Genomic DNA, 23,085 nt, shown 5'->3' with positions numbered 1-23,085 from the left:
GTCAGATCACTCCCCGGAGAGCAGCGCGACCGGGTCGAGAGTCTCGTCGCCCTTCGACCAGTTGCAGGGGCACAGCTCGTCCGTCTGGAGCGCGTCCAGGACCCGGAGGACCTCCTTCGGGTTACGGCCGACCGAGCCCGCGGTCACCATCGAGAACTGGATCTCGTTGTTCTGGTCCACGATGAACACGGCGCGCTTGGCGAAGCCGTCCTCGCCCTCGATGCCGAGGTCGCGCATCAGCTCGTGCTTGGAGTCGGCCATCATCGGGAACGGCAGGTCACGCAGGTCGTCGTGGTCCTTGCGCCAGGCGTGGTGGACGAACTCGGAGTCGCCGGAGAAGCCGAGGACCTGGGCGTCGCGGTCGGCGAACTCGTCGTTCAGCTTGCCGAAGGCGGCGATCTCGGTCGGGCACACGAAGGTGAAGTCCTTGGGCCACGCGAAGATGACCTTCCACTGACCCTCGTAGGTCTTGTGGTTGATCTGCTGGAACTCCTTGCCCTTCTCCAGCGAGACGCAGGCGGTCAGGTCGAACTCGGGGAACTTGTCACCGACGGTGAGCACACACACTCCTTGCAGCGAAGAAACACCCGGATTGCGGGCGTTTCCCATGGGTTGGACTGTGTTGATGTTGGCACAGGCTCGATTGATTACGGAAATAGCTACACTCGGTCGAGTTGATCGGAGGTAGCTATCAGTGACGGTCGGTAATAAGCGCAGGCAGCCCAGCCTCGCCCAGCTCCGGGCCTTCGCGGCGGTGGCCGAGCACCTTCATTTCCGGGACGCGGCCGCGGCGATCGGCATGAGCCAGCCCGCCCTCTCGGGTGCGGTGTCGGCCCTGGAGGAGACACTCGGAGTGACGCTCCTCGAGCGTACGACGCGCAAAGTGCTGCTCTCACCCGAGGGTGAGCGGATCGCCGTACGGGCCAAGGCGGTCCTGGGGGAGGTGGGCGCCCTCATGGAGGAGGCCGAGGCGGTCAGGGCGCCCTTCACCGGGGTGCTGCGGCTCGGGGTGATCCCGACGGTCGCGCCCTATCTGCTGCCGACGGTCCTGCGGCTCGTCCACGAGCGGTATCCGCACCTCGACCTCCAGGTGCACGAGGAGCAGACCGCCAACCTCCTCGACGGTCTCGCCTGCGGCCGGCTCGATCTGCTGCTGCTCGCCGTGCCGCTGGGCGTGCCGGGCGTGGCGGAACTTCCGCTGTTCGACGAGGACTTCGTGCTCGTCACCCCGCTCGGCCACCGGCTCGGCGGACGCGAGGGCATCGCGCGTGAGGCGCTGCGCGAGCTGAATCTGCTGCTGCTGGACGAAGGACACTGCCTGCGCGACCAGGCCCTCGACATCTGCCGGGAGGCCGGCCGCGACGACGTGCCGGTCACCACGACCGCCGCCGGGCTGTCCACACTGGTGCAGCTCGTGGCGGGCGGGCTGGGAGTCACCCTGCTGCCGCGCACCGCCCTGAAGGTCGAGACCTCCCGCAGCAATCAGCTCCTCACCGGGTACTTCGCCGATCCGGCCCCCACCCGGAGGGTCGCCCTGGCGATGCGGGTGGGGGCCGCGCGCGGCGCGGAGTACGAGGAGCTCGCGGCCGCCCTGCGACAGGCGCTGCGCCCGCTGCCCGTACGGGTGCTGGAGCAGGACGCCTGACGACCCGTACGGTCCGCGCGGTCCCGCTACTCGGTGCGCAGCCCGTCCGGACGCACCAGCTTCAGCAGGGGCGGCAGGCTCAGCAGCGTCACCACGAGGACGACCCCGGCGCCGATGCCCGTCATCGACAGCACGCTCGGCCAGTCCACCCTGACCGACGTGTTGGTCATCCGCAGCAGGACCGCGCCCAGGGCCATGCCCACGATCGCGGCCAGCAGCAGACCCAGCCCGATCGGGATCGCCGTCTGCCACAGCACCGACAGGCCGAGGGTGCGGCGCCGGGTGCCGAAGGCCACCAGGGCCGACAGCAGCTTGCGGCGTTCGCGCAACTGCTCCAGCTGCGAGACCAGCAGGCTCGCCCCGATCAGCGCGAGCACGCAGGCGGCGCCGACGGACAGGCCGGTGCGGATGGCGGCGTAACGGTCGTTGCTCTCGATGCTGTGCCAGGTCATGGGCTGGACCGCCGGGTCGATTCGCGCGGCCGTGTTGCGCGCGTGGTCGTAGGCGTCCGGCACCGAGAGGTCCAGGCTCAGGAAGAGCCGCGCCGAGGTGACCGCCGCCAGCTTCCCGGGCAGCGCGCCGGGCGTGACCAGGATGCCGCCGCGCTCGTATCCGGTGGGGTCCTCGCGGGACTGGGCCTGCCGGATGTTCCGCGGCACGGTCCAGGAGACCGGGCGCTCGCCCGAACGTGCGGTGTCGCCGTCCGGTTCGGGCGTCCACAGGGTCGTGCCGGGCTCGGCCAGATGGTCGCTCGCGCTGTCGTACTCCGAGCCCTTGGCCGCGAAGACGTCCCCGTCGCGGCAGGAGGGGAGCGTGGCCACCTCCCGCAGTGACGCGCAGTCGGCCAGGGTGATCTGGACGGAGGAGTCCTCGCTGCGCCGTTCGTGGAGATAGACGTCGGACAGGGCGGTGACCTTGCGCACGCCCTCGGTGTCGCGGTACTTGCCGATGACGGCCGAGGGGTCGGAGCCGTCTGGCACGTCCACGCTCATCTGGGCTCGGGAGACGTCGTACCGCGACGCCCGGGTGTAGTTGCCGTCCACCCCGGCGAACAACATCTGCAGGGCGATCGCCCCGGCCACCGCCACCGCGATGCCGTTGACCATCCGGGCCGCCGCGCCACTGCTCAACTGAAGTCGCCGGATGGCCAGTTGCCAGGCGACCCCGCCCGAGCCGAGGCGGGCCACGACCGTCTCCACCACCCAGGGGAGCAGGGCCGTGACGCCGACCAGAAGGAGCATCACGCCGCCGACGACGAGGTACTGATTGAACTCCCCACCGTCCTTGCCCTGCCCGATCATCGGGTAGAGCAGCGCGAGTCCGCCCAGCGGCAGCAGCAGCCGCCACCACAGCCGGCGCCGTGCGGGCTTGGCCGTGCGCACCACGCCGAGCGGCTCGATGACCACCCCGCGCAGGGCGAGGATCGTCACCAGGACCGCCGCCGCCGGCACCGCCAGCGCGACCAGGACGGCCAGCACGGGGGAGGGGTTCAGATAGCTCGGGAACACGCTGACGTGGAACACCTCGGCGGAGGCCGCCAGTTCGCGTCCGAGCAGGAAGAACCCGGTGCCGAGGACGAGCCCCAGCAGCGAACCCGCGAGCGCTTCGCCGGCGGCTATCCGCCGGGTCATCCGGCTGTCGGAGCCGACCAGTCGCAGTGCCGCCAGCCTGCGGTCACGCCGCTCGCCGCCGAACCGTACGGCCGCGGCGATGAACACGGCGACCGGCATCAGCAGCACCACGAAGACGACCAGGATCAGCAGGAGCAGCACCGGGTCCCAGGCATCGGAAGACCCCAGGTCGTCGTTGCCGAAGCCGTCGATCCGGGCGCCGCTCGCGGGGCCCTCCAGTACCTTCTCCAGCCCCTTGCCGCCCGCGAAGTAGGCCAGTTCCCGCGAGCCGACGAGCCCCTGCTCGCCGATGGTGCCGGCGATGCGGTAGTCCAGCCGCTCCCGCAGCAGCTTGCCGTCGTCGGAGGCGAGCAGCTCCTTCAGCGCGGGGGAGACGACCATCTCGCCCGCCGCCGGGAACTCGGCGACCCCCGGTGGCAGCGGGGCGCGCGGGCCCTCCGGCTCCACCAGCCTGCCGCGCACGTCCAGGTCCCGGAACGTGGTGTCCGCGTCCACGATCACCAGCGTGTCGTCGGCCTTCGGGATCTTCTGCTGGCCGAACGTGTGGTCGCTGCGCGCCTCCTCGCGCCGGTCCCGTTCCGCCAGGGCGTTCGGGATGGCGGTGGTGAGCAGCAGCAGCGCCACCCCGAGCCCGACCCCGACGGCCGTCAGCAGCGCCCGGGTCCACCCCTCGCGTCCGCCGGCGAAGGCGAACCGTGCCCCCATGGCCAGGTCCCGGGCCCACTGCCTGACGCTCATACGACGCGCTCCATGTCCCGCGACCTGCCGTCCCGGACGACGATCTCGCGGTCGGAGTACGCGGCCACCCGCGCCTCGTGCGTGACGAGCACCACGGCGGCGTTGGCCGACCGGGCGGCGTCGGTGAGCAGCTCCATCACGCGCTCGCCGTTGAACGAGTCGAGTGCGCCGGTCGGCTCGTCGGCGAACACCACCCGGGGGTTCGTCACCAGCGAGCGGGCGACGGCGACCCGCTGCCCCTGACCGCCGGACACCTCGCCGGGCCGCTTCTTGCGGAGGTCGTCGACCTCCAGCCGTTCCATCCAGGCCAGCGCGGCCCGCTCGGCCTCCTTGCGGGACGACCCGTTCAGCCGCAGGGGCAACGCGACGTTCTCCACGCAGGTGAGTTCCGGCACGAGCTGCCCGAACTGGAACACGAACCCGAACTCCGAGCGCCGCAACGCACTGCGCTCGGCATCGCTCATCGCGGTCACCTCGCGCCCGTTGTACGTGATCGAGCCCGAGTCGGGCATGACGATCCCGGCGAGGCAGTGCAGCAGCGTCGACTTGCCCGACCCGGACGGGCCCATCACGGCGACGACCTCGCCCGGGTGGATGGAGAACCCGGCGCCGTCGAGCGCGGTCGTCGGCCCGTACACCTTGCGCAGGTCCTGGGCGGTGAGGAGCGAACCAGCGGGAATCGTCACCGGGCCACCGCCTCACGGAGCTTGTCCAGACGCGCCGCGGTCAGCTCCAGCCAGCGCAGGTCCGCCTCCAGGTGGAACAGCGCGTGATCGCAGATGAGCTGGTCGGCGAGATCGCCCTTGCGTTTGCGGTCGGTGAGGATGCGCATGCTGCGCAGGTGCTCCGAGCGCTGGGTGTCGAGGATGTCGCCGGCGTCGCGGTGGGTGAGCAGCGCGAGGACGATCTTGGTGTAGAGGGTCGACTGGAGATACGGCTCCGGCTTCTCCGGCGTGGCGAGCCAGCGCGCGACGTCGGTGATGCCGGCCTCGGTGATCGCGTAGCGCTTGCGCTCGGGCCCGCCGCCCGCCTCGATGCCGTCGACCTCGACGAGCCCGTTCTTCAGCAGGCGGGACATCGTCGAGTAGACCTGGCCGTAGTGGAGCGGCCGGTCGTGACCGAACTTCTCGTCGAAGGCCCGCTTCAGGTCGTAACCGTGCCGCGGACCGGACTCCAGGAGTCCCAGAAGAGTGTGACCGATGGACATGCCATGACTCTACACACCGTGTATACGCCGGATGTATACGCCGAGTGTGTAGCTCATGGCGGGCCGTACCGCTGTGCAGGTCGGGCCGGGTTGTCACGGTTCCGCAACAGCCCCGGAGCCGGTTCGTTCAGGCCGGCGGGGGGCCGGAGGGCGGGGGGCCGGGAGGCCCGGGCGGCCGTCCCCGCCGGGGCAGCGGCCCGGTCTCCCGCGGCAGCCGACCCGCCTCCGCCAGCGCCCTGCGCAGCAGGAACTCGATCTGCGCGTTGGCCGATCGCAGCTCGTCCCCGGCCCACCGCGCGAGCGCCTCGTACACCGCCGGGTCCAGCCGCAGCAGCACCTGCTTGCGCTGCTGCTGCGGCCGGCGCTGAGAACCCGGACCCTCGGGAGGGACCGTCACTGGTAGAGGGACCCGGTGTTGAGGACCGGCTGCGCGGCACGGTCACCGCACAGCACGACCATGAGGTTGGAGACCATCGCCGCCTTCCGCTCGGAGTCCAGTTCCACGATGTCCCGCTCGGTGATGCGGGCGATCGCGGCCTCCACCATGCCCACCGCGCCGTCCACGATCTGCCGCCGCGCCGCGACCACCGCTCCGGCCTGCTGCCGCTGGAGCATCGCCGAGGCGATCTCGGGGGCGTAGGCGAGGTGCGTGAAGCGGGACTCGATGATCTGCACGCCGGCCGCCTCCACGCGCGCGTGCAGTTCGACGGCGAGCTTCTCGGTGATCTCCTCGGCGTTGCCGCGCAGCGAGAGGCCGTCCTCCTCGTGGGCGTCGTAGGGGTACTCGATGGCGATGTGCCGCACGGCCGCCTCGGTCTGGGTGGAGACGAACTCGATGTAGTCGTCGACCTCGAAGGTGGCCTGGGCGGTGTCCTCGACGCGCCACACCACGACCGCGGCGAGCTCGATCGGGTTGCCGTAGGCGTCGTTGACCTTCAGGACCGCCGTCTCGTGGTTGCGTACGCGCGTCGAGATCTTGGTGCGTGAGGTGAAGGGGTTCACCCAGCGCAGGCCGTCCTCCCGGATCGTGCCCCGGTAGCGGCCGAACAGCTGGACGACCCGAGCCTCGCCCGGCGCCACCATGTTCAGCCCGCACATGGCGAGGAACGCCGCTAGCGCGATCAGGATGCCACCGATGATCAGCCCGGCCTTCGCGCCGGTCGCGTCCACCGTGGTGGCGCCCGCGATCAGCCCGGCGCCGGCCAGCAGTCCGAGGAGGCCGAGCAGCAGGGCGAGCCCGCCGCCGATGCTGTGTGCGGTGAACTCCCGCACCCGTGGCGCCGGCATCTCGGGCACGTCGGCCGTGACCTGCGTGTCGTGTGTGGACATGGGTGGTCCCCCGTTCTTCGGTCGAAGCCACTCCTGCATAGCTTCTGTCTAGCTAAGTGATATCACTTTATCGCGCCCTGGCAACCCTGCGCGTGTCTCGTACGTCGGTTCCGTTGGGATGGGTGCTGATTGTCACGTCCGCAAAGGGCCGGATCGGCAGCCCTATCTCTTATCTCCCGGTGTTAGCTTTCTGAGCTGACCTGAGCGGCGAACCTGTGTGACATGTGAGCACACATGAACGAAGCGGAGCGGATCGGACCCATGGGACGAGCGGAAGAAAGACGCGCCCGACAGCGCGGTGGGCGCCGGGCGGCACCCAAGCGCCGCCGTTCGTCGGAAGCGGCCGGGAAGAGCGGCATACGCAGGCTCTTCACCTGGAAGAAGATCCTCGGCACCTTCTTCGGCCTGTGCCTGCTCGGCATGGGCGCCTTCGTCGTGCTGTACATGGTGATCGGCATCCCCGAGGGGAACGCCGACGCCAAACGGCAGAGCAACATCTACAAGTACAGCGACGGCTCGATCATGGCCCGCGACGGCAAGGTCAACCGCGAGGTCGTCGACCTGTCCAGGGTCCCCAAGGGCGTGCGGCTCACCTTCGTGGCCGCCGAGAACAAGACCTTCTACAAGGACTCCGGCGTCGACCTCAAGGGCACCGCCCGAGGCGTGTTCAACACGCTGGCCGGCCGGGGCGCGCAGGGCGGTTCGACGATCACCCAGCAGTACGTCAAGAACTACTACCTGACGCAGGAACAGACCGTCTCCCGCAAGCTGAAGGAACTGGTCATCTCGCTGAAGCTGGACCGGGAGAAGTCCAAGGACTACATCCTCGCCGGCTACATCAACACCAGTTACTACGGCCGCAACGCCTACGGCATCCAGGCCGCCGCCCAGGCCTACTACCACACCGACGCCGAGAAGCTCACCGTCGCCCAGGGCGCCTACCTCGCCGCGCTGCTCCAGGCCCCCAGCCAGTACGACTGGGCCGTCGCCTCCGAGGGCGGCAAGAAGCTGGTGAAGGCGCGCTGGAACTACGTCCTGGACAACATGGTCGACGAGGGCTGGCTGAGCCGGTCGGAGCGATCGGGCATGAAGTTCCCGGTGCCGAAGGAGCCCAAGCCCGCCCCCGGCATGGAGGGCCAGAAGGGCTACCTGGTCAACTCGGCCAACGCGGCGCTGGAGAGGCAGCTCGTCGCCGACGGCACCGCCGACAGCGCCAAGGAAGCCGAGGCGCTGGTCAAGGCCGGCGGCTGGACCGTCACGCTCAACATCGACAAGAAGAAGCAGGCGGCGCTGGAGAAGTCCGTCAAACAGCAGCTGACCGGCAAGCTCGACCCCGAGAAGCGCAAGGTCGACGCGAACGTCCAGGCCGGCGCCGCGTCCGTGAACCCCAAGACCGGCGCGGTGGTCGCGATGTACGGCGGCGAGGACTACTTCAAGCACTACACCAACAACGCCACCCGCTCCGACTACCAGCCGGCCTCCACCTTCAAGCCGGTCATCCTGGCCGCGGCCCTGGAGACGCAGGCGAAGACGCAGGACGGCAAGCCGATCACCGCGAGCACGATCTACGACGGCACGAGCAAGCGCCCGGTCGTGGAGGACGGCCGCAAAGTCGGCTTCGCCCCCGAGAACGAGGACGACCGGAACTACGGACCGATCTCCGTCCAGACGGCCATGAACAAGTCCGTCAACTCCGTCTTCGCGCAGATGGGCGTCGACGTCGGCATGTCCGAGGTGGTGAAGGTCGCCGGCAAGCTCGGCATGGACACCGAGAACATGGAGGCCGTACCCGCCCAGACACTGGGCAGCATGGGCGCGAGCCCTCTGCAGATGGCCGGGGTCTACGCGACCCTCGACAACCACGGCAAGAAGGTCACCCCCGCCCTCGTGAAGAAGGCGGAGCACCTGAACCAAAACGTCACCATGCCCGAGCCGATCGGCGAGCAGGTCATCAGCCGCGAGGCCGCCGACTCCGTCACCTCGGTGCTGACCGGCGTGGTCGACGACGGCACCGCCCAGGCATCCGTGGCCAACAACCCCCGTCGCGACGGCCAGCAGGTCGCGGGCAAGACGGGAACGTCCGACAACAACAAGTCGGCCTGGTTCACCGGCTACACGCCCGGCCTGGTCACCTCGGTGGGACTGTTCGGCGAGGACGCCAAGACCCACGCCCAGGTCCCGATGTACAAGGCGGGCGGCGAACCCCGGGTCAACGGCGGCGGGTTCCCGGCGCAGATCTGGGCGGCGTACACCTTCGGTGTGATGGGCGACGTCAGCACGTTCGACCTGGAGACCCAGCAGGGCGCGGCCGTCCAGCCGACCTGGACGCCGTCGCCGTCGCCGACGCCGACCAAGGAGCCGACGCAGGAGCCGACGACCGAGGAACCGTCGTCGTCCCCGCCGCCCACCTCCGAGAAGCCGTCGTCGTCCCCGCCGCCGAGCCCGTCGACGACACCGCCCACCATCACCCCGCCCACGGCCCCGTCCACGACACCGCCGGGCGACAACGGGGGCGGAGGCGGCCCGTTCGACCCGATCAAGCCGGGCGACGACGAGTAGGAGAAGCCGAAGGGGCGCCCGGTGCACACCGGGCGCCCCTTCGCCTTGTTCGTACGGCTCCGCTCCCCACGGCTCCGTCAGCCGTGGTTGAGCTCGAACCACACCACCTTGCCGGTACTGAGCCGGGTCGCGCCCCAGCGCCGGGCCAGCCGGTTCACCAGGTACAGCCCGCGCCCGCCCTCGTCGGTGGCGCGAGCCTGGCGCAGCCGCGGCAGCTGCGGCACGTCGTCGCCGACCTCGCACCGCAGCACGTCCGTGCGCAGCAGCCGCAGGGTCACCGGCCGGGACGCGTAGCGCACGGCATTGGTCACGACCTCGCTGACGAGCAGCTCGACGGAGTCGCTGAGCTCCTCCAGGCCCCAGCGCTGCAACGCGCGGCGGGCCAGGCGGCGGGCCCGGCCGGGGGCGGCGTCCTCCGGCTCCAGGAACCAGTACGCCACGTCGCTGGGCGCGATCCCGTCGAAGCGGGCGGCGAGCAGCGCGATGTCGTCGTCCCGGTCGCCGGGGCCGAGCATGTCGAGCACCTCGTCGCACAGCGCTTCCAGGGGCGGCGGATGGTCCGGCCCGGTGAGCTGCGCGACCGCGGCGAGCTTCTCCCGCAGCTGCTCGATGCCGGTCCACACATCGCGCAGCCGGGACTCGACCAGCCCGTCGGTGTAGAGGAGCAGGGTCGCGCCGGCGGGCGCGTCCAGCTCCACGGCCTCGAAGTCCACGCCGCCGACCCCGATCGGGGCACCGGCGGGCACGCGCAGGACCTCGGCGCGGCCGCCCAGGTGGAGCAGGACGGGCGGCGGATGGCCGGCGTTGGCGATGGTGATGCGGTGCGATACCGGGTCGTAGACCGCGTAGAGGCAGGTCGCCATGCGGTCCACGCCGAGACGCTGGGCCTGTTCGTCGAGGTGGTGCAGGACCTCCTGCGGCGGCAGGTCCAGGCCGGCGAGGGTCTGGGCCGTGGTGCGCAGCTGGCCCATGATGGCGGCCGAGGTCATGGAGTGGCCCATGACGTCACCGACGACCAGCGCGACCCGGCTGCCGGGCAGCGGGATCGCGTCGTACCAGTCGCCGCCGACCCGGGCCGTCTCCGCGGCCGGCAGGTAGCGGGAGGCCAGCCGCACACCCGTCGGGCGGGGCAGCGTCTCGGGCAGCATGGTGCGCTGCAACTCGTCCGCGATGTAGGCCTCGCGGCCGTACAGCACGGCCTTGTCGATGCCGAGGGCGCTGTGCGTGGCGAGCTGGGCGGCCACCAGCAGGTCGTCCGGCTCGAACGCGATGCGCTCGGGACGGCGCAGGAACAGGGCGGCGCCGATCACCCGGCGCCGGCCCCGCAGCGGGGCGAGGATCGCCCGTTGTCCGCCCGGAACGGCGAACTCGCCGCCGTCGCCGAGCAGTTCAGGCAGTGCGGCGCGGGCCGCGGGGGCGTCGGTGAACACCGGGCGCACACCCCGCAGGACCTCGGCGAGCGCACTGCCGGGCCGCACCTCGCACAGCTCGGCGCCGACCGTGTCCAGCTCGTTCGGCTCGGGCTGCGCGGCCGGCAGGAAGCCGTTCTCGGTGTCGCGCTCCGCCGGTATCCGGTCGGTGCGGCGCAGCCGCAGCAGCAGTGGGCCGGTGGGCCGCTCGTCCCCGACGGGCAGCGGGTCGCGCAGATAGACCAGGATCGCGTCGGAGAAGGTCGGCACGGTGGCCCGGCACAGCCCCATCACGATCTCGTCGAGGTCGATGCCGCGGGCGATCCGCCGGGTGGCGGCCCCCACGAACCGGAGCCGGTCGCCGTCCCGCCGCATGGGCGTGGGCCGGCCGGGCGGCAGGCTCTGGCCGCTGCGGCGCTCCTGCCCGTCGGCGTTCGCCCCCGGCAGGTCCTGCTCGTCGGCCGGCTGGAGCGGAATGGCCTCGGGGACGGGGCGCGGCCGAGGGGTCTCGCGCTCGGTGGTCTGCTCGGCACCCGGCTGGGAGTGCTCGGATGCGGGGTCGCTCACGGTGTCCTTGCCCTTGCCGAACGGCGTGGAGGTGCCCGGCTCCGACGTGCCCGGTGTGCTGTGTGCCGTCGTGACCGGAACGGTGACGTCGCCGCCGGGGCGGCCCTGTACCGGTAAGGTGCCCGCGCCCGGCGCTCGCGCCGGTGTCGGGGTATGCACGAACGCCCCGCGGGGATCCGCGGGGTCGGCGCCCCCCTGGGGGCGTTCGAACGAGGTCGGCTGCTCCGTCACGCGTGTCGAATCCATCCGTCCGGGGCTGCGCGCCGCGCGCGCAGTTGGTCCCGCCGAAACTCCGATACCCGGAATACGTGCCCCAGGAACGGAATTCCCGCGTGGTCAGAGGTTGTTCCTGTGCCACCGGAAGGCCGTCTGCGGCCTGCGGCGCAGGCCCTGCCGGTGTTGCCCTCGTACCCCTCGCTCACGTCCTGCCGCCCCTCGGTGACGATCGGTCAAGCCCAGCGCGTGCTCAGGTGGTTGCCGCCGCGCGTCTTTGCGGAGGACGATCCTACGTTTCTTGCCCGGGGGCGCATCAAGGGTCTCATGAGGACACATGCGCAGGCGTACGATCCCAGTCCTCCGGCAGTGACGGTACCGCCCAGGACGGATCCGGGCGCCAGTGCTGCCAGCCTTCCGAGAACGGCGGTCCCCAGGCACGGATCACCCGCACCGCCTCCCGCCCCGCGGCCCGTACCTTCTCGGCCTGCCGGTCGTCCATCAGCCCGTCCCGGCGGGCCTGGGCGAACTCGTCCTCGTCCCGCCAGTGCCAGCTGCGATCGGGGTGCACGGAGATGTCCAGGAAGTGATCGACGGAGTCGACCCCGCCCGTCCAACGGGCCAGCGGTTCCTCCAGGTTCACGTACCAGTTCTTGAACTGCCAGCCGGGCTCCCAGAACAGCCACACCGACCAGGGCTCGCCGGGCCGGGCCAGCTTCAGCACGCCCGTGCCGAACCATCGGTCGCGCTGCACGGTCCGCGGCTTGGTGTAACGCGACTCCAGCGGCTCCAGGTGCACGGGTGTGCCGTCGGCGAGCACGGGCTTCACGCACTCGGTGCCGGGCGCCAGCCACACGGCGAGCAGGTCGGCGTCGTCCCGGACGACGGTGACGGGACGCGCGATGTGCACCTGCGTGCCGCCGTTCTCCCGGTACCGCCACAGGACCCGGCTCCCGGGCGCCCAGAAGCCCGCCGCACCACCCGTCTCCACGCGTCTCATCGCTTCACCCTCTGCCATGAACAGATATTAGGTGCCGTAGGCATACGACGCTGCGGCGCGTGTCACGGTTCACCCGCCGGGCACACGCCTGGGTCCCCCTGTCACGGATGCGTCATCCGCAGGACATCCAGCGCCTCGTCGAGCTGCTCCGCGGTCAGGTCCCCGCGCTCCACGTACCCGCCCTCCAGGACGACCTGACGGATCGTCCTCCGTTCGGCCAGCGCCTTCTTGGCGACCTTCGCGGCCTCCTCGTAGCCGATGTACTTGTTGAGCGGCGTGACGACGGAGGGGGAGGACTCGGCGTACTCCCGCGCCCGCTCGCGGTCGGCGGTGATGCCGTCCACCGTCCGGTCGGCGAGCAGCCGCGTCGCGTTGGCGAGCAGCCGGATCGACTCCAGCACGTTCTTGGCGATGACGGGCAGCATCACGTTGAGCTCGAAGTTCCCGGCGGCACCCGCTGTGGCGACGGTGGCGTCGTTGCCGACGACCTGCGCGGCGACCATGAGCACGGCCTCCGGGATGACCGGGTTCACCTTGCCCGGCATGATCGAGGAGCCGGGCTGGAGGTCGGGCAGGGCGATCTCGGCGAGGCCGGTGCGCGGCCCGGAGGACATCCACCGCAGATCGTTGGCGATCTTCGTCAGGCCGACCGCGATGGTCCGCAGCTGTCCGCTGGTCTCGACGATGCCGTCCCGGGCGCCCTGCGCCTCGAAGTGGTTCCGGGCCTCTGTGAGGGGCAGCCCGGTCGTACGGGCGACCTCCTGGATCACGGCGGCGGAGAACCCCGGCGGGGTGTTGATGCCGGTGCCGACGGCCGTACCGCCGAGGGGCAGTTCCGCGAGCCGGGGCAGGGAGGCCTCCAGACGCTCGATGCCGTACCGCACCTGGGCGGCGTACCCGCCGAACTCCTGACCCAGCGTCACCGGCGTGGCGTCCATCAGGTGGGTCCGCCCGGACTTCACGACGTCCGCGAACTCCTCGGCCTTGCGCTCCAGGGAGGCGGCGAGGTGCTCCAGGGCCGGCACGAGGTCGCGCGTCACGGCGGCGGTGGCGGCGATGTGGATCGAGGAGGGGAAGACGTCGTTGGACGACTGGGAGGCGTTGACGTGGTCGTTCGGGTGCACGGGCCGCCCGAGCCGCTCACTGGCGAGCGTGGCGATGACCTCGTTGGTGTTCATGTTGGACGAGGTCCCGGACCCGGTCTGGAACACGTCGACCGGGAAGTGCTCGTCCCACTCGCCCTCGGCGACCTCCCGGGCCGCCTCCTGGATCGCCCCGGCGATGTCCTGGTCGAGGACCCCCAGCCCGGCGTTGACCTTGGCCGCCGCGCCCTTGATCCGGGCCAGCGCCTCGATGTGCGCCCGTTCGATGCGCTGCCCGGAGACCGGGAAGTTCTCCACGGCGCGCTGGGTCTGGGCACGCCACTTGGCGTGGACGGGCACCCGCACCTCGCCCATGGAGTCGTGCTCGGTGCGGTACTCGGTCCTGTCCTGCTCGTCGGTCATCGACGATCACCTCCACGTGTCACAGCGTCAGCGCCGCGACCACTGTTCCCCGTGGAGGCGAATCGTCACCGCCCTTCTCAGGCGAGTCCGGGACCGCGTACCGGAATGGAGGTGAACGTCGGCGCCGGCGCCGGGTCCTGGAAGAAGTCGTTGCCCTTGTCGTCGACGACGATGAAGGCGGGGAAGTCCTCGACCTCGATCTTCCAGACGGCCTCCATGCCGAGCTCCTCGTACTCGACGACCTCGACCTTCTTGATGCAGTCCTGGGCGAGGCGTGCGGCCGGGCCGCCGATGGAGCCGAGGTAGAAGCCGCCGTGGGCGTCGCAGGCGGCCGTGACCTGCTTGCTGCGGTTGCCCTTGGCCAGCATCACCTTGGAACCGCCCGCCGCCTGGAACTGCTCGACGTAGGAGTCCATCCGGCCGGCCGTGGTCGGGCCGAAGGAACCCGACGCGTAGCCCTCGGGCGTCTTGGCCGGACCGGCGTAGTACACCGGGTGGTCCTTCAGGTACTGCGGCATCTCCTCGCCCGCGTCCAGCCGCTCCTTGATCTTGGCGTGCGCGATGTCGCGGGCCACGACCAGCGGGCCGGTCAGGGACAGGCGGGTCTTCACCGGGTACTTGGTGAGCTCGGCGAGGATCGTGTCCATCGGCTGGTTCAGGTCGATCCTGACGACGTCGCTCTCGTCGAGGTGCTCGTCCGTCGTCTCCGGAAGGAAGCGCGCCGGGTCCGTCTCCAGCTGCTCCAGGAAGACGCCCTCGGCGGTGATCTTCGCGACGGCCTGGCGGTCGGCGGAGCAGGACACGGCGATGGCGACCGGGCAGGAGGCGCCGTGCCGGGGCAGGCGCACCACGCGCACGTCGTGGCAGAAGTACTTGCCGCCGAACTGCGCGCCGATGCCGATCTTCTGCGTCAGCTCGAAGACCTTCTGCTCCAGCTCCTTGTCCCGGAAGCCGTGCCCGAGCTCGGAGCCCTCGGCCGGGATCTCGTCCAGGTAATGCGCGGAGGCGTACTTGGCGGTCTTCAGCGCGTACTCGGCGGACGTGCCGCCGACCACGATCGCCAGGTGGTAGGGCGGGCAGGCCGCGGTGCCCAGCGAGCGGATCTTCTCCTCCAGGAACTTCATCATGGAGGACTCGTTCAGGACGGCCTTCGTCTCCTGGTAGAGGAACGACTTGTTGGCCGAGCCGCCGCCCTTGGCCATGAACAGGAACTTGTAGGCGCCGCCGTCGGTCGCGTACAGCTCGATCTGAGCGGGGAGGTTGGAGCCGGTGTTCTTCTCCTCCCACATGGTGAGCGGAGCCATCTGCGAGTAGCGCAGGTTCAGGTTCTTGTACGCGTCGTAGATGCCGTGGCTGAGGGCCTCCTCGTCGCGGCCCCGCGTCAGCACGTTCTGCCCGCGCTTGCCCATCACGATCGCGGTGCCCGTGTCCTGGCACATGGGCAGCACGCCGGCCGCCGCGATGTTGGCGTTCTTCAGCAGGTCCAGCGCCACGAACTTGTCGTTGCCCGACGCCTCGGGGTCGTCGATGATCCGGCGCAGCTGCGCGAGGTGGGCCGGGCGCAGGTAGTGCTGGATGTCGTGGATGGCCTCCTCGGCGAGCTTGCGCAGCGCCTCCGGCTCCACCTGCAGGAAGGTCCGCCCGTCCGGCCCCTCGACCGTGGAGACACCCTCGGAGGTAACCAGCCGGTAAGGGGTGGTGTCCTCTCCCTGGGGGAGCAGATCGGTGTACGCGAACTCAGGCATCTCAGCCCATTCCTCACTCGACGGACGGCGGCCCGCCTCCGTTGGCGAGCGCCCACCAGCGTAGAACCTGCCGCCGACGGCGAGCTTGTGAGGTAAGGCTCAGTTCGTCACACTCGGGCGCGATCCCAGGGGTGTCGCGATCTATCGTGTTTCGGTACGCTGCTGCCGTGGACCTTCAGAAGCAGGACCTTCACGCACAGGCCGCGCCCGCCGGCTCCGAGCTCCGCGCCTCCGACGCCGAGCGCGACCGCATCGCCGACATCCTGCACGAGGCCCTGGCCGAGGGCCGCCTCACCGCGGAGGAGCACGCCGAGCGCGTCGAGGGGGTGCTGTGCGCCAAGACGGTCGGCGAGCTGGAGGTCTTCATCCGGGACCTGCCCGCTGCGCACCGCCGGGCCCCCGGCCCGTCCCACACCCCGGCACCCCGGCGCCCCACGGCCGGGGCGATCCCGATCGACCCCGACGACAACGTGGTCGCGGTCTTCAGCAGCGCCGTCCGCAAGGGCCGCTGGCGCGCGGGCCGCCGCATCCACGCGTACGCGATCTTCGGCAGTGTCGAGATAGACCTCAGCGAGGCCCTCTTCGACCACCAGCAGGTCGTCGTCAAGTCGTTCGCGGTCTTCGGCAGCGTCGAGATCCGCGTCCCGGAGAACGTGTCGCTGCGCGGCATGGGCGGCGGCGTCCTCGGCAGCTTCGAGGTGGCCACTCTCGACTCGGGCGAACCGGAGGCCCCCATCGTCTACGTCGACGGCTGGGCCGTCCTGGGCAGCGTCGAGGCGCGGCCCCGGCGGGGCAAGGTCGTCGCGGACATCCTGGACCGGGTGCAGCGCAAGGTCGACAAGAGTTTGCGCAAACACCTGGGTCATTGACAGTCGCGAAGCCTCCGGAACCGGCGGTTGGGAACTCAGTGCATAGGCGCGCGTACAGCGGGTAGGCCTTGCTGCATCGTCTCTCGCTCGCGAAGCCGTCGTCAGGAGTAGACCGTGCTGCAACCGCCGCATTCGTCCCTGCAGGTCGCTGCCGTTCCGGCCCCGCGGGTGCCAGCGCGAGACAGGGACCAAGACGCCCCGTGGCACACCGAGGCGGTGTGCCGGCGTGACGAGGCCGGCCTGTTCTTCGCCCCCTCCAAGGAGCCCACCGCCGCGAGGCTCTCCCGGGAGGAAGCGGCGAAGCGGGTCTGTGCCCGATGCCCGGTGATGGTCGAATGCCGCGAGCACGCCCTGCTCCAGCCCGAGCCCTACGGCGTCTGGGGCGGGCTCACCGCCGCGGAGCGCCGGGTGGTCCTCGCCCGGCGCCGCCGGCGGGAGCTGGAACTGAAGAAGGCGGTCCGTCCGGAGAACCGGATAGCGGCGGCAGGCTGACGGCCGAGCACAAGGGCGTACGAGAACGGCACAGCGAAAGGGGCGTCCCCACCGCACCGGGGACGCCCTTTTCGCTGTGCGGGTCCGCTCCGTCTCGGGGCTACTTCCCCTTGTCGAAGTCGATCGCGCTGTAGGCACGCAGCTTGCTCAGCCGGTGCTCGGAGTCGATCCGGCGCACCGTGCCCGACCGCGACCGCATCACGATCGAGTCGGTCGTGGCGGTCTCGGCCCGGTAGCGAACCCCCCGCAGCAGCTCCCCGTCGGTGATCCCGGTGGCCACGAAGAACACGTTCTCCCCGGTGACGAGGTCCTCGGTCGTGAGCACCCGGTCGAGGTCATGCCCCGCGTCGATCGCCCGCTGCCGCTCCTCGTCGTCCTTGGGCCACAGCTTGCCCTGGATCGTGCCACCCAGGCACTTCACCGCGCAGGCCGAGATGATGCCCTCCGGCGTACCGCCGATGCCGAGCAGCAGATCGACGCCGGTGCCCTCGCGCAGCGCCAGGATCGAGCCGGCCACATCGCCGTCGGAGATCAGCCTGATGCGCGCCCCGGTTTCCCGGATCTCCTTGATGATGCCCTCGTGCCGTGGCCGGTCGAGGATCACCACCGTCACGTCCTCCGGCGCGGACCGCTTCGCCTTGGCGACCCGGCGGATGTTCACCGACACCGGCGCGTTGATGTCGACGAAGTCGGCCGCCTCCGGTCCGGTGACCAGCTTGTCCATGTAGAACACGGCGGACGGGTCGAACATGGACCCGCGCTCGGCGGCGGCCAGCACCGCGATCGCGTTCGTCATGCCCTTCGCGGTCAGCGTGGTGCCGTCGATCGGGTCGACGGCGATGTCGCACTCGGGCCCGGTGCCGTCGCCCACGCGCTCCCCGTTGAACAGCATCGGGGCTTCGTCCTTCTCGCCCTCGCCGATGACGACGACGCCGTTCATCGAGACGGTGGAAACGAGGGTGCGCATGGCGCGCACCGCGGCACCGTCGGCGCCGTTCTTGTCTCCCCGCCCGACCCAACGGCCCGCGGCCATCGCCGCGGCCTCGGTGACCCGGACGAGTTCCAGGGCGAGGTTGCGGTCGGGGGCCTCGGAGGGCACATCGAGTTCGGACGGCAAGTGATGATGCTCGGTCATCGGAGCGCACCTTTCTGTACGACGACGGCCGGATGAGGGTGTTGTTCGCCCGACTCTATCGCCGAGCCCGCAAAATGAGCAGGGGCCCCCACGGATGAGCGCGGCAGGGACCTGCGACGATGGGGGGCGTGGCAGGCAAGAACGGCAAGCAGAAGACGGCGCGGGACATGATTCTCTCCATGGGAGTCATCGTCCTGGTGGCGGGCTTCATGTACCTCTTCATCCCGCACGACGACAGCGCGCCCGACGTCAAGGCCGTCGACTACCGCGTCGAGCTGCTCACGGCGCGCCGCGCCGCCTCGTACCCCGTGGCCGCGCCCCAGGGCCTGCCCGACGCGTGGAAGGCCACCTCCGTCCGTTTCCGGGGGGACGAGTTCGACGCCTGGCACCTCGGTTTCCACGATCCCGAGGGGGAGTACGTGGCGGTCGAGCAGTCCACTCAGCGGCGCCCGGTCTTCCTCGACGAGGCGACGCAGGGTGCGCGGGAGACCGGGAAGACGGAGAAGATCGACGGCAAGACGTGGACCCGCTACGAGGGCGGCCGGTACGATGCGCTGGTCCTCGAGGGCACCAAGGGCTCGACCACGGTCGTGACGGGCACCGCGTCGTTCGCGCAGCTGACGAAGATGGCGGAGGCGCTGGAGACGAAGTGAGCGCGCACGAGGAAGGCCCCCTGGCGCGAATTCCAGGGGGCCTTCCTCATGTCCGAGGGGGCGCTCAGACCGTCGTGACGACCTGGTCGAACTCCAGGCGCGGGGAGCGCGGGTACCAGGCGTCCGGACCGGGGCGGCCGATGTTGACGACCATCAGCGGCGTGTGGTCGTCGTCCAGGAACTCCTTGCGGACACCCTCGAAGTCGAAACCGGTCATGGGGCCGGCGGCGAGACCGGCGGCGCGTACGCCGACGATGAAGTACGCCGCCTGCAGGGCGGCGTTCATCGCCGCGGCGCTCTCCCGCGCGGGGCGCTCGGCGAAGAAGGCGTCCTTGGCCTGCGGGAAGGCCGGGAACAGGTGCGGCAGCTCCTCGTGGAACTCGTTGTCCGCGGAGAGGATCGCCACCAGCGGGGCGCTCGCCGTCTTGGCCCGGTTGCCTTCGGCCATGTGCGCGACCAGGCGCTCGCGGGCCTCCGGCGAGCGGACCAGGGTGATGCGCAGCGGGGTCTGGTTGAAGGCGGTCGGACCGTACTTGACCAGGTCGTAGATCGCCTGCACCTGCTCGTCGGTCACCGGCTCGTCGGTGAAGGTGTTGGCGGTGCGGGCCTCACGGAACAGGAGGTCCTGGGCGGCGGGGTCAAGAACGAGGGACATCGATGCACCTTCTCGCGTCTGGTCCGGGAGATCGGCTGACATCTTCGACCGTACGCGAATGAAGTTCAACGTTCAACTAACGTGAGGGTGTCGTACGTCACCCGAACCCGAACGGTCCCGGCTACTCCGCGTCCTCGCCCTCCGCGGCCTCCTCCGCCAGCGCCGCGTCCAGCCGCGCCCGGGCCCCGTCGAGCCAGCGCCGGCACACCTTGGCCAGCTCCTCGCCGCGCTCCCAGAGCGCGAGGGACTCCTCCAATGTCGTGCCGCCCGCCTCCAGGCGCCGGACGACCTCGATCAGCTCGTCCCGCGCCTGTTCATAGCCGAGCGCCTCGCTCATGCCCGGTGTCACATCAACCTCGCTGGTCATCCACCCACCCTATGTGTCCACTCGTACGGAGAACTCGCCCTCGGAGACCCGTGCCCGCAGGGCCTCGCCGGCCGTCACCTCGCCGGGATCGCGGACGGCGTGCCCGTCCGCCCTCTGCAGTACGGCGTACCCGCGCTTGAGGGTCGCGGCGGGGGAGAGGGCCACCACGCGCGCGTGCGTGTGGGTCAGCTCCGAGTCGGCCCGGTCGAGCTGGTGCCGCAGGCAGCGCCGGCCCCGGTCGAGCAGGTTCGCCACCTGGTCGGCGCGCTCGTCGATCATCCGGTGCGGATCCTCTATCGACGGCCGCGCGAGCGCGTGCGCCAGCCCCCGCTCCTCACGCTCCACCAGCGCCGCCACACACCGCCGCGCCCGGTCCCGCAGCTGCCGCACCCGCTCGTACTCCTCGCCGACGTCCGGCACGACCTTCTTGGCGGCGTCGGTCGGAGTGGAGGCGCGCAGGTCGGCGACGTGGTCCAGCAGCGGGTTGTCCGGCTCGTGCCCGATGGCGGACACCACGGGCGTACGGCACTGCGCGACCGTGCGGATCAGCTGCTCGTCGGAGAACGGCAGCAGGTCCTCCACGCTGCCGCCGCCCCGGGCGACGATGATCACGTCCACGTCGTCGATCGCGTCGAGCTCCTTCACGGCCTGCACGACCTGCGGCACGGCGTGCACGCCCTGCACGGCGACATTGCGCACCTCGAAGCGCACGGCGGGCCAGCGGTGCCGGGCGTTCTCCAGGACGTCCCGCTCGGCGGCCGAGGCCCGGCCGCAGACCAACCCCACCAGTTGCGGCAGGAACGGCAGCGGCTTCTTGCGCTCCGGCGCGAACAGCCCCTCCCGCGTGAGGGCCTTCTTCAGCTGCTCCAGACGCGCGAGCAGTTCACCGACCCCGACGGGCCGTATCTCGGCGGCCCGCAAGGACAACTGCCCCCGGGGGGCGTACCACTCGGGCTTCGCCAGGACGACGACCCGGGCACCCTCGCTCACCACGTCCGCGACGGCGTCGAAGACCTGCCGGTAGCAGGTGACGCTCACGGAGATGTCGTACGACGGGTCCCGCAGCGTCAGGAACACCACGCCGGCGCCCGGCCGCCGCGACAACTGCGTGATCTGCCCCTCGACCCACACCGCCCCGAGCCGATCGATCCAGCCCCCGATGAGCCGCGACACCTCACCGACGGGCAACGGGGCTTCCGGGGTCGTGTTCACAGCCATGCCCGCGAGCGTAGTGGCCACCGCCGACAACACGGCCCACCCCGGTGGCCGCAGAGGCCGCCGGTCCGGTCTCGGACATCGCGCCTCGCCCTCCGCTCCGCTTCACTCGCCTCGCGCCGCGTCAGCCTTCCCGGGGACTCCACGGGCAGGCGATCTTCGACCCGCCGGACGCGGCCTTACGATGGGACGCATGTCTGCTTCGCCTGGCCGCCGTGTCCTGCTCGCCGCCCCCCGTGGCTACTGCGCGGGTGTGGACCGCGCCGTGATCGCCGTCGAGAAAGCCCTGGAGCAGTACGGCGCTCCGGTGTACGTCCGCCACGAGATCGTCCACAACAAGTACGTCGTGCAGACCCTGGAGAAGAAGGGCGCGATCTTCGTCGAGCGGACGGAGGAGGTCCCCCCGGGCAACATCGTGATGTTCTCGGCGCACGGGGTCGCCCCCGTCGTGCACCAGGAGGCCGAGCGCGGCAAGCTCGCCACCATCGACGCCACCTGCCCGCTGGTCACCAAGGTCCACAAGGAAGCCGTCCGCTTCGCGAGCGAGGACTACGACATCCTCCTGATCGGGCACGAGGGCCACGAAGAGGTCATCGGCACCTCCGGCGAGGCCCCCGACCACATCCAGCTCGTCGACGGCCCCGGCGATGTGGCGAAGGTCGAGGTCCGCGACCCGTCCAAGGTCGTCTGGCTCTCCCAGACCACGCTCTCCGTCGACGAGACCATGGAGACCGTCGACGCCCTGAAGGACAAGTTCCCGCAGCTCATCTCCCCGCCCAGCGACGACATCTGCTATGCCACCCAGAACCGTCAGCTGGCCGTGAAGCAGATGGGCGCCGAGTCGGACCTGGTCATCGTGGTCGGCTCGCGCAACTCCTCCAACTCCAAGCGGCTCGTCGAGGTCGCCAAGATCGCGGGCGCCCGCGAGGCGTACCTCGTGGACTTCGCCGAGGAGATCGACGAGGCCTGGCTGGAGGGCGTGAACACGGTCGGCGTCACCTCGGGCGCCTCCGTCCCGGAGATCCTGGTCGAGCAGGTCCTGGAGTTCCTCTCCCAGCGCGGCTTCGAGGACGTCGAGCTCGTCAAGGCGGCCGAGGAGTCCATCACCTTCTCCCTGCCGAAGGAGCTGCGCCGCGACCTGCGCGAGGAGGCGGCGGCCCTGGTCGCCGAGCGCGGCGGCGCCGGGTCCGGTGAACATTCCGGGGAGTGATCGGGTACAGGCCGGGCAGCACCGCCGTCCGGCCTGTGACCGTCAGTCGTTCGTCGTAACGTAGGGCCATGCAGATCTTCGGAGTGGACATCGGCGGATCCGGGATCAAGGGCGCCCCGGTGGACCTGGACAAGGGCGACCTGGCCCAGGAGCGTCACAAGGTCCTCACCCCGCACCCGGCCACGCCCGACGCGGTGGCCGACGGCGTCAAGCAGGTCGTCGACCACTTCGGCTGGACGGGCCCGGTCGGGGTCACGTTCCCGGGCGTGGTCACCGACGGAGCCACGATCCGCACGGCGGCCAACGTCGACGACAGCTGGATCGACACCGACGCGCGTGCGCTGCTCGGCGAGCGGCTGGGCGGACTGCCGGTGACGGTGGTCAACGACGCGGACGCGGCGGGCGTCGCCGAGATGAACTTCGGCGCGGGCCGCGGCCGCCAGGGCACGGTGATCCTGCTGACCTTCGGCACCGGCATCGGCAGCGCGGTCTTCGTCGACGGCGTCCTCGTCCCCAACACCGAGCTGGGCCACCTCGAGCTCCACGGGCACGACGCGGAGAAGCGGGCCTCCAGCAAGGCCCGTGAGGACCACGACATGACGTGGGAGCACTGGGCGGTGCACCGCGTGCGCACGTACCTCGCCCATGTCGAGATGCTGTTCTCGCCCGAACTGTTCATCATCGGCGGCGGCGTCAGCCGCAAGTCCCACAAGTTCCTGCCCTACATCGAGGGCATCAAGGCCGAGATCGTCCCGGCGCAGCTGCAGAACAACGCGGGAATCGTGGGCGCGGCGATGCGGGCGGCCGGACACTAGGGCGGTCGGACGCTCGGGCGCCCGGGCGGCCGGACACTAGGGCGGTCGGACCTTCGGACGCTCGGACGGTCGGGCGGTCGGGCGCCCGGGGCGGCCGGACACTAGGGCGGTCGGACCTTCGGACGC

General features: G+C 70.6%; 21 protein-coding genes. 7 read left to right on the top strand and 14 right to left on the bottom strand.

Annotated elements, in window-relative coordinates; all coding sequences use genetic code 11:
• Nucleotides 1-6: 6 nt before the first annotated feature.
• Nucleotides 7-561 (bottom strand): peroxiredoxin, encoded by a 555-nt coding sequence (locus ACIQHQ_RS15865; protein WP_190195680.1) that lies wholly within the window; start codon nucleotides 559-561, stop codon nucleotides 7-9.
• 133 nt (nucleotides 562-694) lie between these two features.
• Here ACIQHQ_RS15865 and ACIQHQ_RS15860 point away from each other — a divergent pair, with 133 nt between their 5' ends.
• Nucleotides 695-1,645, top strand: a complete 951-nt coding sequence (locus ACIQHQ_RS15860) for a hydrogen peroxide-inducible genes activator (protein WP_402612473.1) — start codon at nucleotides 695-697, stop codon at nucleotides 1,643-1,645.
• 26 nt (nucleotides 1,646-1,671) lie between these two features.
• Here ACIQHQ_RS15860 and ACIQHQ_RS15855 read toward each other — a convergent pair whose 3' ends face one another.
• The 5 genes from ACIQHQ_RS15855 to ACIQHQ_RS15835 form a co-directional block, all read right to left on the bottom strand.
• Nucleotides 1,672-4,014, bottom strand: a complete 2,343-nt coding sequence (locus ACIQHQ_RS15855; protein WP_402612472.1) for an ABC transporter permease — start codon at nucleotides 4,012-4,014, stop codon at nucleotides 1,672-1,674.
• Nucleotides 4,011-4,700 (bottom strand): ABC transporter ATP-binding protein, encoded by a 690-nt coding sequence (locus ACIQHQ_RS15850; RefSeq protein WP_402612471.1) that lies wholly within the window; start codon nucleotides 4,698-4,700, stop codon nucleotides 4,011-4,013. The genes ACIQHQ_RS15855 and ACIQHQ_RS15850 overlap by 4 nt, the downstream gene beginning before the upstream one ends.
• Entirely contained in the window at nucleotides 4,697-5,221 is a 525-nt protein-coding gene (locus tag ACIQHQ_RS15845) for a helix-turn-helix transcriptional regulator (RefSeq protein ID WP_390988194.1), read from the bottom strand. Before ACIQHQ_RS15845 ends, ACIQHQ_RS15850 begins: the two co-directional genes overlap by 4 nt.
• 127 nt (nucleotides 5,222-5,348) lie before the next feature.
• Complete coding sequence (locus tag ACIQHQ_RS15840; RefSeq protein ID WP_402612470.1) at nucleotides 5,349-5,618, bottom strand: hypothetical protein; 270 nt, start codon at nucleotides 5,616-5,618, stop codon at nucleotides 5,349-5,351.
• Entirely contained in the window at nucleotides 5,615-6,550 is a 936-nt protein-coding gene (locus ACIQHQ_RS15835) for an SPFH domain-containing protein (RefSeq protein WP_402612469.1), read from the bottom strand. The genes ACIQHQ_RS15840 and ACIQHQ_RS15835 overlap by 4 nt, the downstream gene beginning before the upstream one ends.
• Nucleotides 6,551-6,811: 261 nt before the next feature.
• On the opposite strand from ACIQHQ_RS15835, the gene ACIQHQ_RS15830 reads away from it, so the two are divergent.
• Nucleotides 6,812-9,109, top strand: coding sequence for a transglycosylase domain-containing protein (locus ACIQHQ_RS15830; protein ID WP_402612468.1), 2,298 nt, complete (start codon nucleotides 6,812-6,814; stop codon nucleotides 9,107-9,109).
• Between the two features lie 77 nt (nucleotides 9,110-9,186).
• Here ACIQHQ_RS15830 and ACIQHQ_RS15825 read toward each other — a convergent pair whose 3' ends face one another.
• The 4 genes from ACIQHQ_RS15825 to ACIQHQ_RS15810 all read right to left on the bottom strand — a co-directional run bounded on the left by ACIQHQ_RS15825 (nucleotide 9,187) and on the right by ACIQHQ_RS15810 (nucleotide 15,548).
• Entirely contained in the window at nucleotides 9,187-11,331 is a 2,145-nt protein-coding gene (locus ACIQHQ_RS15825) for a SpoIIE family protein phosphatase (protein ID WP_402612467.1), read from the bottom strand.
• 292 nt (nucleotides 11,332-11,623) lie between these two features.
• On the bottom strand, nucleotides 11,624-12,316 hold the full coding sequence (locus ACIQHQ_RS15820) for a DUF402 domain-containing protein (RefSeq protein WP_402612466.1): 693 nt from the start codon (nucleotides 12,314-12,316) through the stop codon (nucleotides 11,624-11,626).
• Nucleotides 12,317-12,399: 83 nt separating this feature from the next.
• Complete coding sequence (locus tag ACIQHQ_RS15815; RefSeq protein WP_402612465.1) at nucleotides 12,400-13,803, bottom strand: class II fumarate hydratase; 1,404 nt, start codon at nucleotides 13,801-13,803, stop codon at nucleotides 12,400-12,402.
• Between the two features lie 77 nt (nucleotides 13,804-13,880).
• Nucleotides 13,881-15,548 (bottom strand): fumarate hydratase, encoded by a 1,668-nt coding sequence (locus tag ACIQHQ_RS15810; protein ID WP_402612464.1) that lies wholly within the window; start codon nucleotides 15,546-15,548, stop codon nucleotides 13,881-13,883.
• 167 nt (nucleotides 15,549-15,715) lie between these two features.
• Between ACIQHQ_RS15810 and ACIQHQ_RS15805 the strand changes: the two genes are divergently transcribed.
• A complete protein-coding gene (locus ACIQHQ_RS15805) occupies nucleotides 15,716-16,417 on the top strand; it encodes a DUF1707 domain-containing protein (protein WP_402612463.1) in 702 nt (233 codons plus the stop codon).
• 114 nt (nucleotides 16,418-16,531) lie between these two features.
• Nucleotides 16,532-16,909 carry a WhiB family transcriptional regulator gene (locus ACIQHQ_RS15800; RefSeq protein ID WP_402612461.1) on the top strand — a complete coding sequence of 126 codons (378 nt, stop codon included), beginning with the start codon at nucleotides 16,532-16,534 and terminating at the stop codon, nucleotides 16,907-16,909.
• 100 nt (nucleotides 16,910-17,009) lie between these two features.
• Here the strand turns inward: ACIQHQ_RS15800 and glpX are convergent, their stop codons facing one another.
• Entirely contained in the window at nucleotides 17,010-18,044 is a 1,035-nt protein-coding gene (gene glpX / locus ACIQHQ_RS15795; RefSeq protein WP_365094512.1) for a class II fructose-bisphosphatase, read from the bottom strand.
• Between the two features lie 128 nt (nucleotides 18,045-18,172).
• On the opposite strand from glpX, the gene ACIQHQ_RS15790 reads away from it, so the two are divergent.
• A complete protein-coding gene (locus ACIQHQ_RS15790) occupies nucleotides 18,173-18,697 on the top strand; it encodes a DUF4245 domain-containing protein (protein ID WP_402612460.1) in 525 nt (174 codons plus the stop codon).
• Nucleotides 18,698-18,761: 64 nt separating this feature from the next.
• Here the strand turns inward: ACIQHQ_RS15790 and ACIQHQ_RS15785 are convergent, their stop codons facing one another.
• The 3 genes from ACIQHQ_RS15785 to xseA form a co-directional block, all read right to left on the bottom strand.
• A complete protein-coding gene (locus tag ACIQHQ_RS15785) occupies nucleotides 18,762-19,352 on the bottom strand; it encodes a malonic semialdehyde reductase (protein ID WP_390988212.1) in 591 nt (196 codons plus the stop codon).
• Between the two features lie 121 nt (nucleotides 19,353-19,473).
• Nucleotides 19,474-19,719 carry an exodeoxyribonuclease VII small subunit gene (locus tag ACIQHQ_RS15780; protein ID WP_402612459.1) on the bottom strand — a complete coding sequence of 82 codons (246 nt, stop codon included), beginning with the start codon at nucleotides 19,717-19,719 and terminating at the stop codon, nucleotides 19,474-19,476.
• Nucleotides 19,720-19,728: 9 nt separating this feature from the next.
• Nucleotides 19,729-20,937 (bottom strand): exodeoxyribonuclease VII large subunit, encoded by a 1,209-nt coding sequence (xseA, locus tag ACIQHQ_RS15775; protein ID WP_402612458.1) that lies wholly within the window; start codon nucleotides 20,935-20,937, stop codon nucleotides 19,729-19,731.
• Between the two features lie 181 nt (nucleotides 20,938-21,118).
• On the opposite strand from xseA, the gene ACIQHQ_RS15770 reads away from it, so the two are divergent.
• Nucleotides 21,119-22,144 (top strand): 4-hydroxy-3-methylbut-2-enyl diphosphate reductase, encoded by a 1,026-nt coding sequence (locus ACIQHQ_RS15770; protein WP_402612457.1) that lies wholly within the window; start codon nucleotides 21,119-21,121, stop codon nucleotides 22,142-22,144.
• Nucleotides 22,145-22,212: 68 nt separating this feature from the next.
• Nucleotides 22,213-22,959: a polyphosphate--glucose phosphotransferase gene (gene ppgK / locus ACIQHQ_RS15765; protein ID WP_402612456.1), complete on the top strand. Its 747-nt coding sequence runs from the start codon at nucleotides 22,213-22,215 to the stop codon at nucleotides 22,957-22,959.
• Nucleotides 22,960-23,085 lie beyond the last annotated feature (126 nt).

It is taken from the genome of Streptomyces sp. NPDC092370 (assembly GCF_044755265.1).
Taxonomy (GTDB): domain Bacteria; phylum Actinomycetota; class Actinomycetes; order Streptomycetales; family Streptomycetaceae; genus Streptomyces.
This window is presented reverse-complemented; position numbering and strand designations above follow the sequence as displayed.

Excerpts from the sequence above, each read along its gene's own strand:
- ACIQHQ_RS15855 (WP_402612472.1), bottom strand. The coding sequence starts at position 4,014 with ATGAGCGTCAGGCAGTGGGCCCGGGACCTGGCCATGGGGGCACGGTTC.
- ACIQHQ_RS15845 (WP_390988194.1), bottom strand. The coding sequence starts at position 5,221 with ATGTCCATCGGTCACACTCTTCTGGGACTCCTGGAGTCCGGTCCGCGG.
- ACIQHQ_RS15835 (WP_402612469.1), bottom strand. The coding sequence starts at position 6,550 with ATGTCCACACACGACACGCAGGTCACGGCCGACGTGCCCGAGATGCCG.
- ACIQHQ_RS15830 (WP_402612468.1), top strand. The coding sequence starts at position 6,812 with ATGGGACGAGCGGAAGAAAGACGCGCCCGACAGCGCGGTGGGCGCCGG.
- ACIQHQ_RS15825 (WP_402612467.1), bottom strand. The coding sequence starts at position 11,331 with ATGGATTCGACACGCGTGACGGAGCAGCCGACCTCGTTCGAACGCCCC.
- ACIQHQ_RS15820 (WP_402612466.1), bottom strand. The coding sequence starts at position 12,316 with ATGGCAGAGGGTGAAGCGATGAGACGCGTGGAGACGGGTGGTGCGGCG.
- ACIQHQ_RS15815 (WP_402612465.1), bottom strand. The coding sequence starts at position 13,803 with ATGACCGACGAGCAGGACAGGACCGAGTACCGCACCGAGCACGACTCC.
- ACIQHQ_RS15810 (WP_402612464.1), bottom strand. The coding sequence starts at position 15,548 with ATGCCTGAGTTCGCGTACACCGATCTGCTCCCCCAGGGAGAGGACACC.
- glpX (WP_365094512.1), bottom strand. The coding sequence starts at position 18,044 with ATGACCGAGCATCATCACTTGCCGTCCGAACTCGATGTGCCCTCCGAG.
- ACIQHQ_RS15785 (WP_390988212.1), bottom strand. The coding sequence starts at position 19,352 with ATGTCCCTCGTTCTTGACCCCGCCGCCCAGGACCTCCTGTTCCGTGAG.
- ACIQHQ_RS15780 (WP_402612459.1), bottom strand. The coding sequence starts at position 19,719 with ATGACCAGCGAGGTTGATGTGACACCGGGCATGAGCGAGGCGCTCGGC.
- xseA (WP_402612458.1), bottom strand. The coding sequence starts at position 20,937 with ATGGCTGTGAACACGACCCCGGAAGCCCCGTTGCCCGTCGGTGAGGTG.
- ACIQHQ_RS15770 (WP_402612457.1), top strand. The coding sequence starts at position 21,119 with ATGGGACGCATGTCTGCTTCGCCTGGCCGCCGTGTCCTGCTCGCCGCC.
- ppgK (WP_402612456.1), top strand. The coding sequence starts at position 22,213 with ATGCAGATCTTCGGAGTGGACATCGGCGGATCCGGGATCAAGGGCGCC.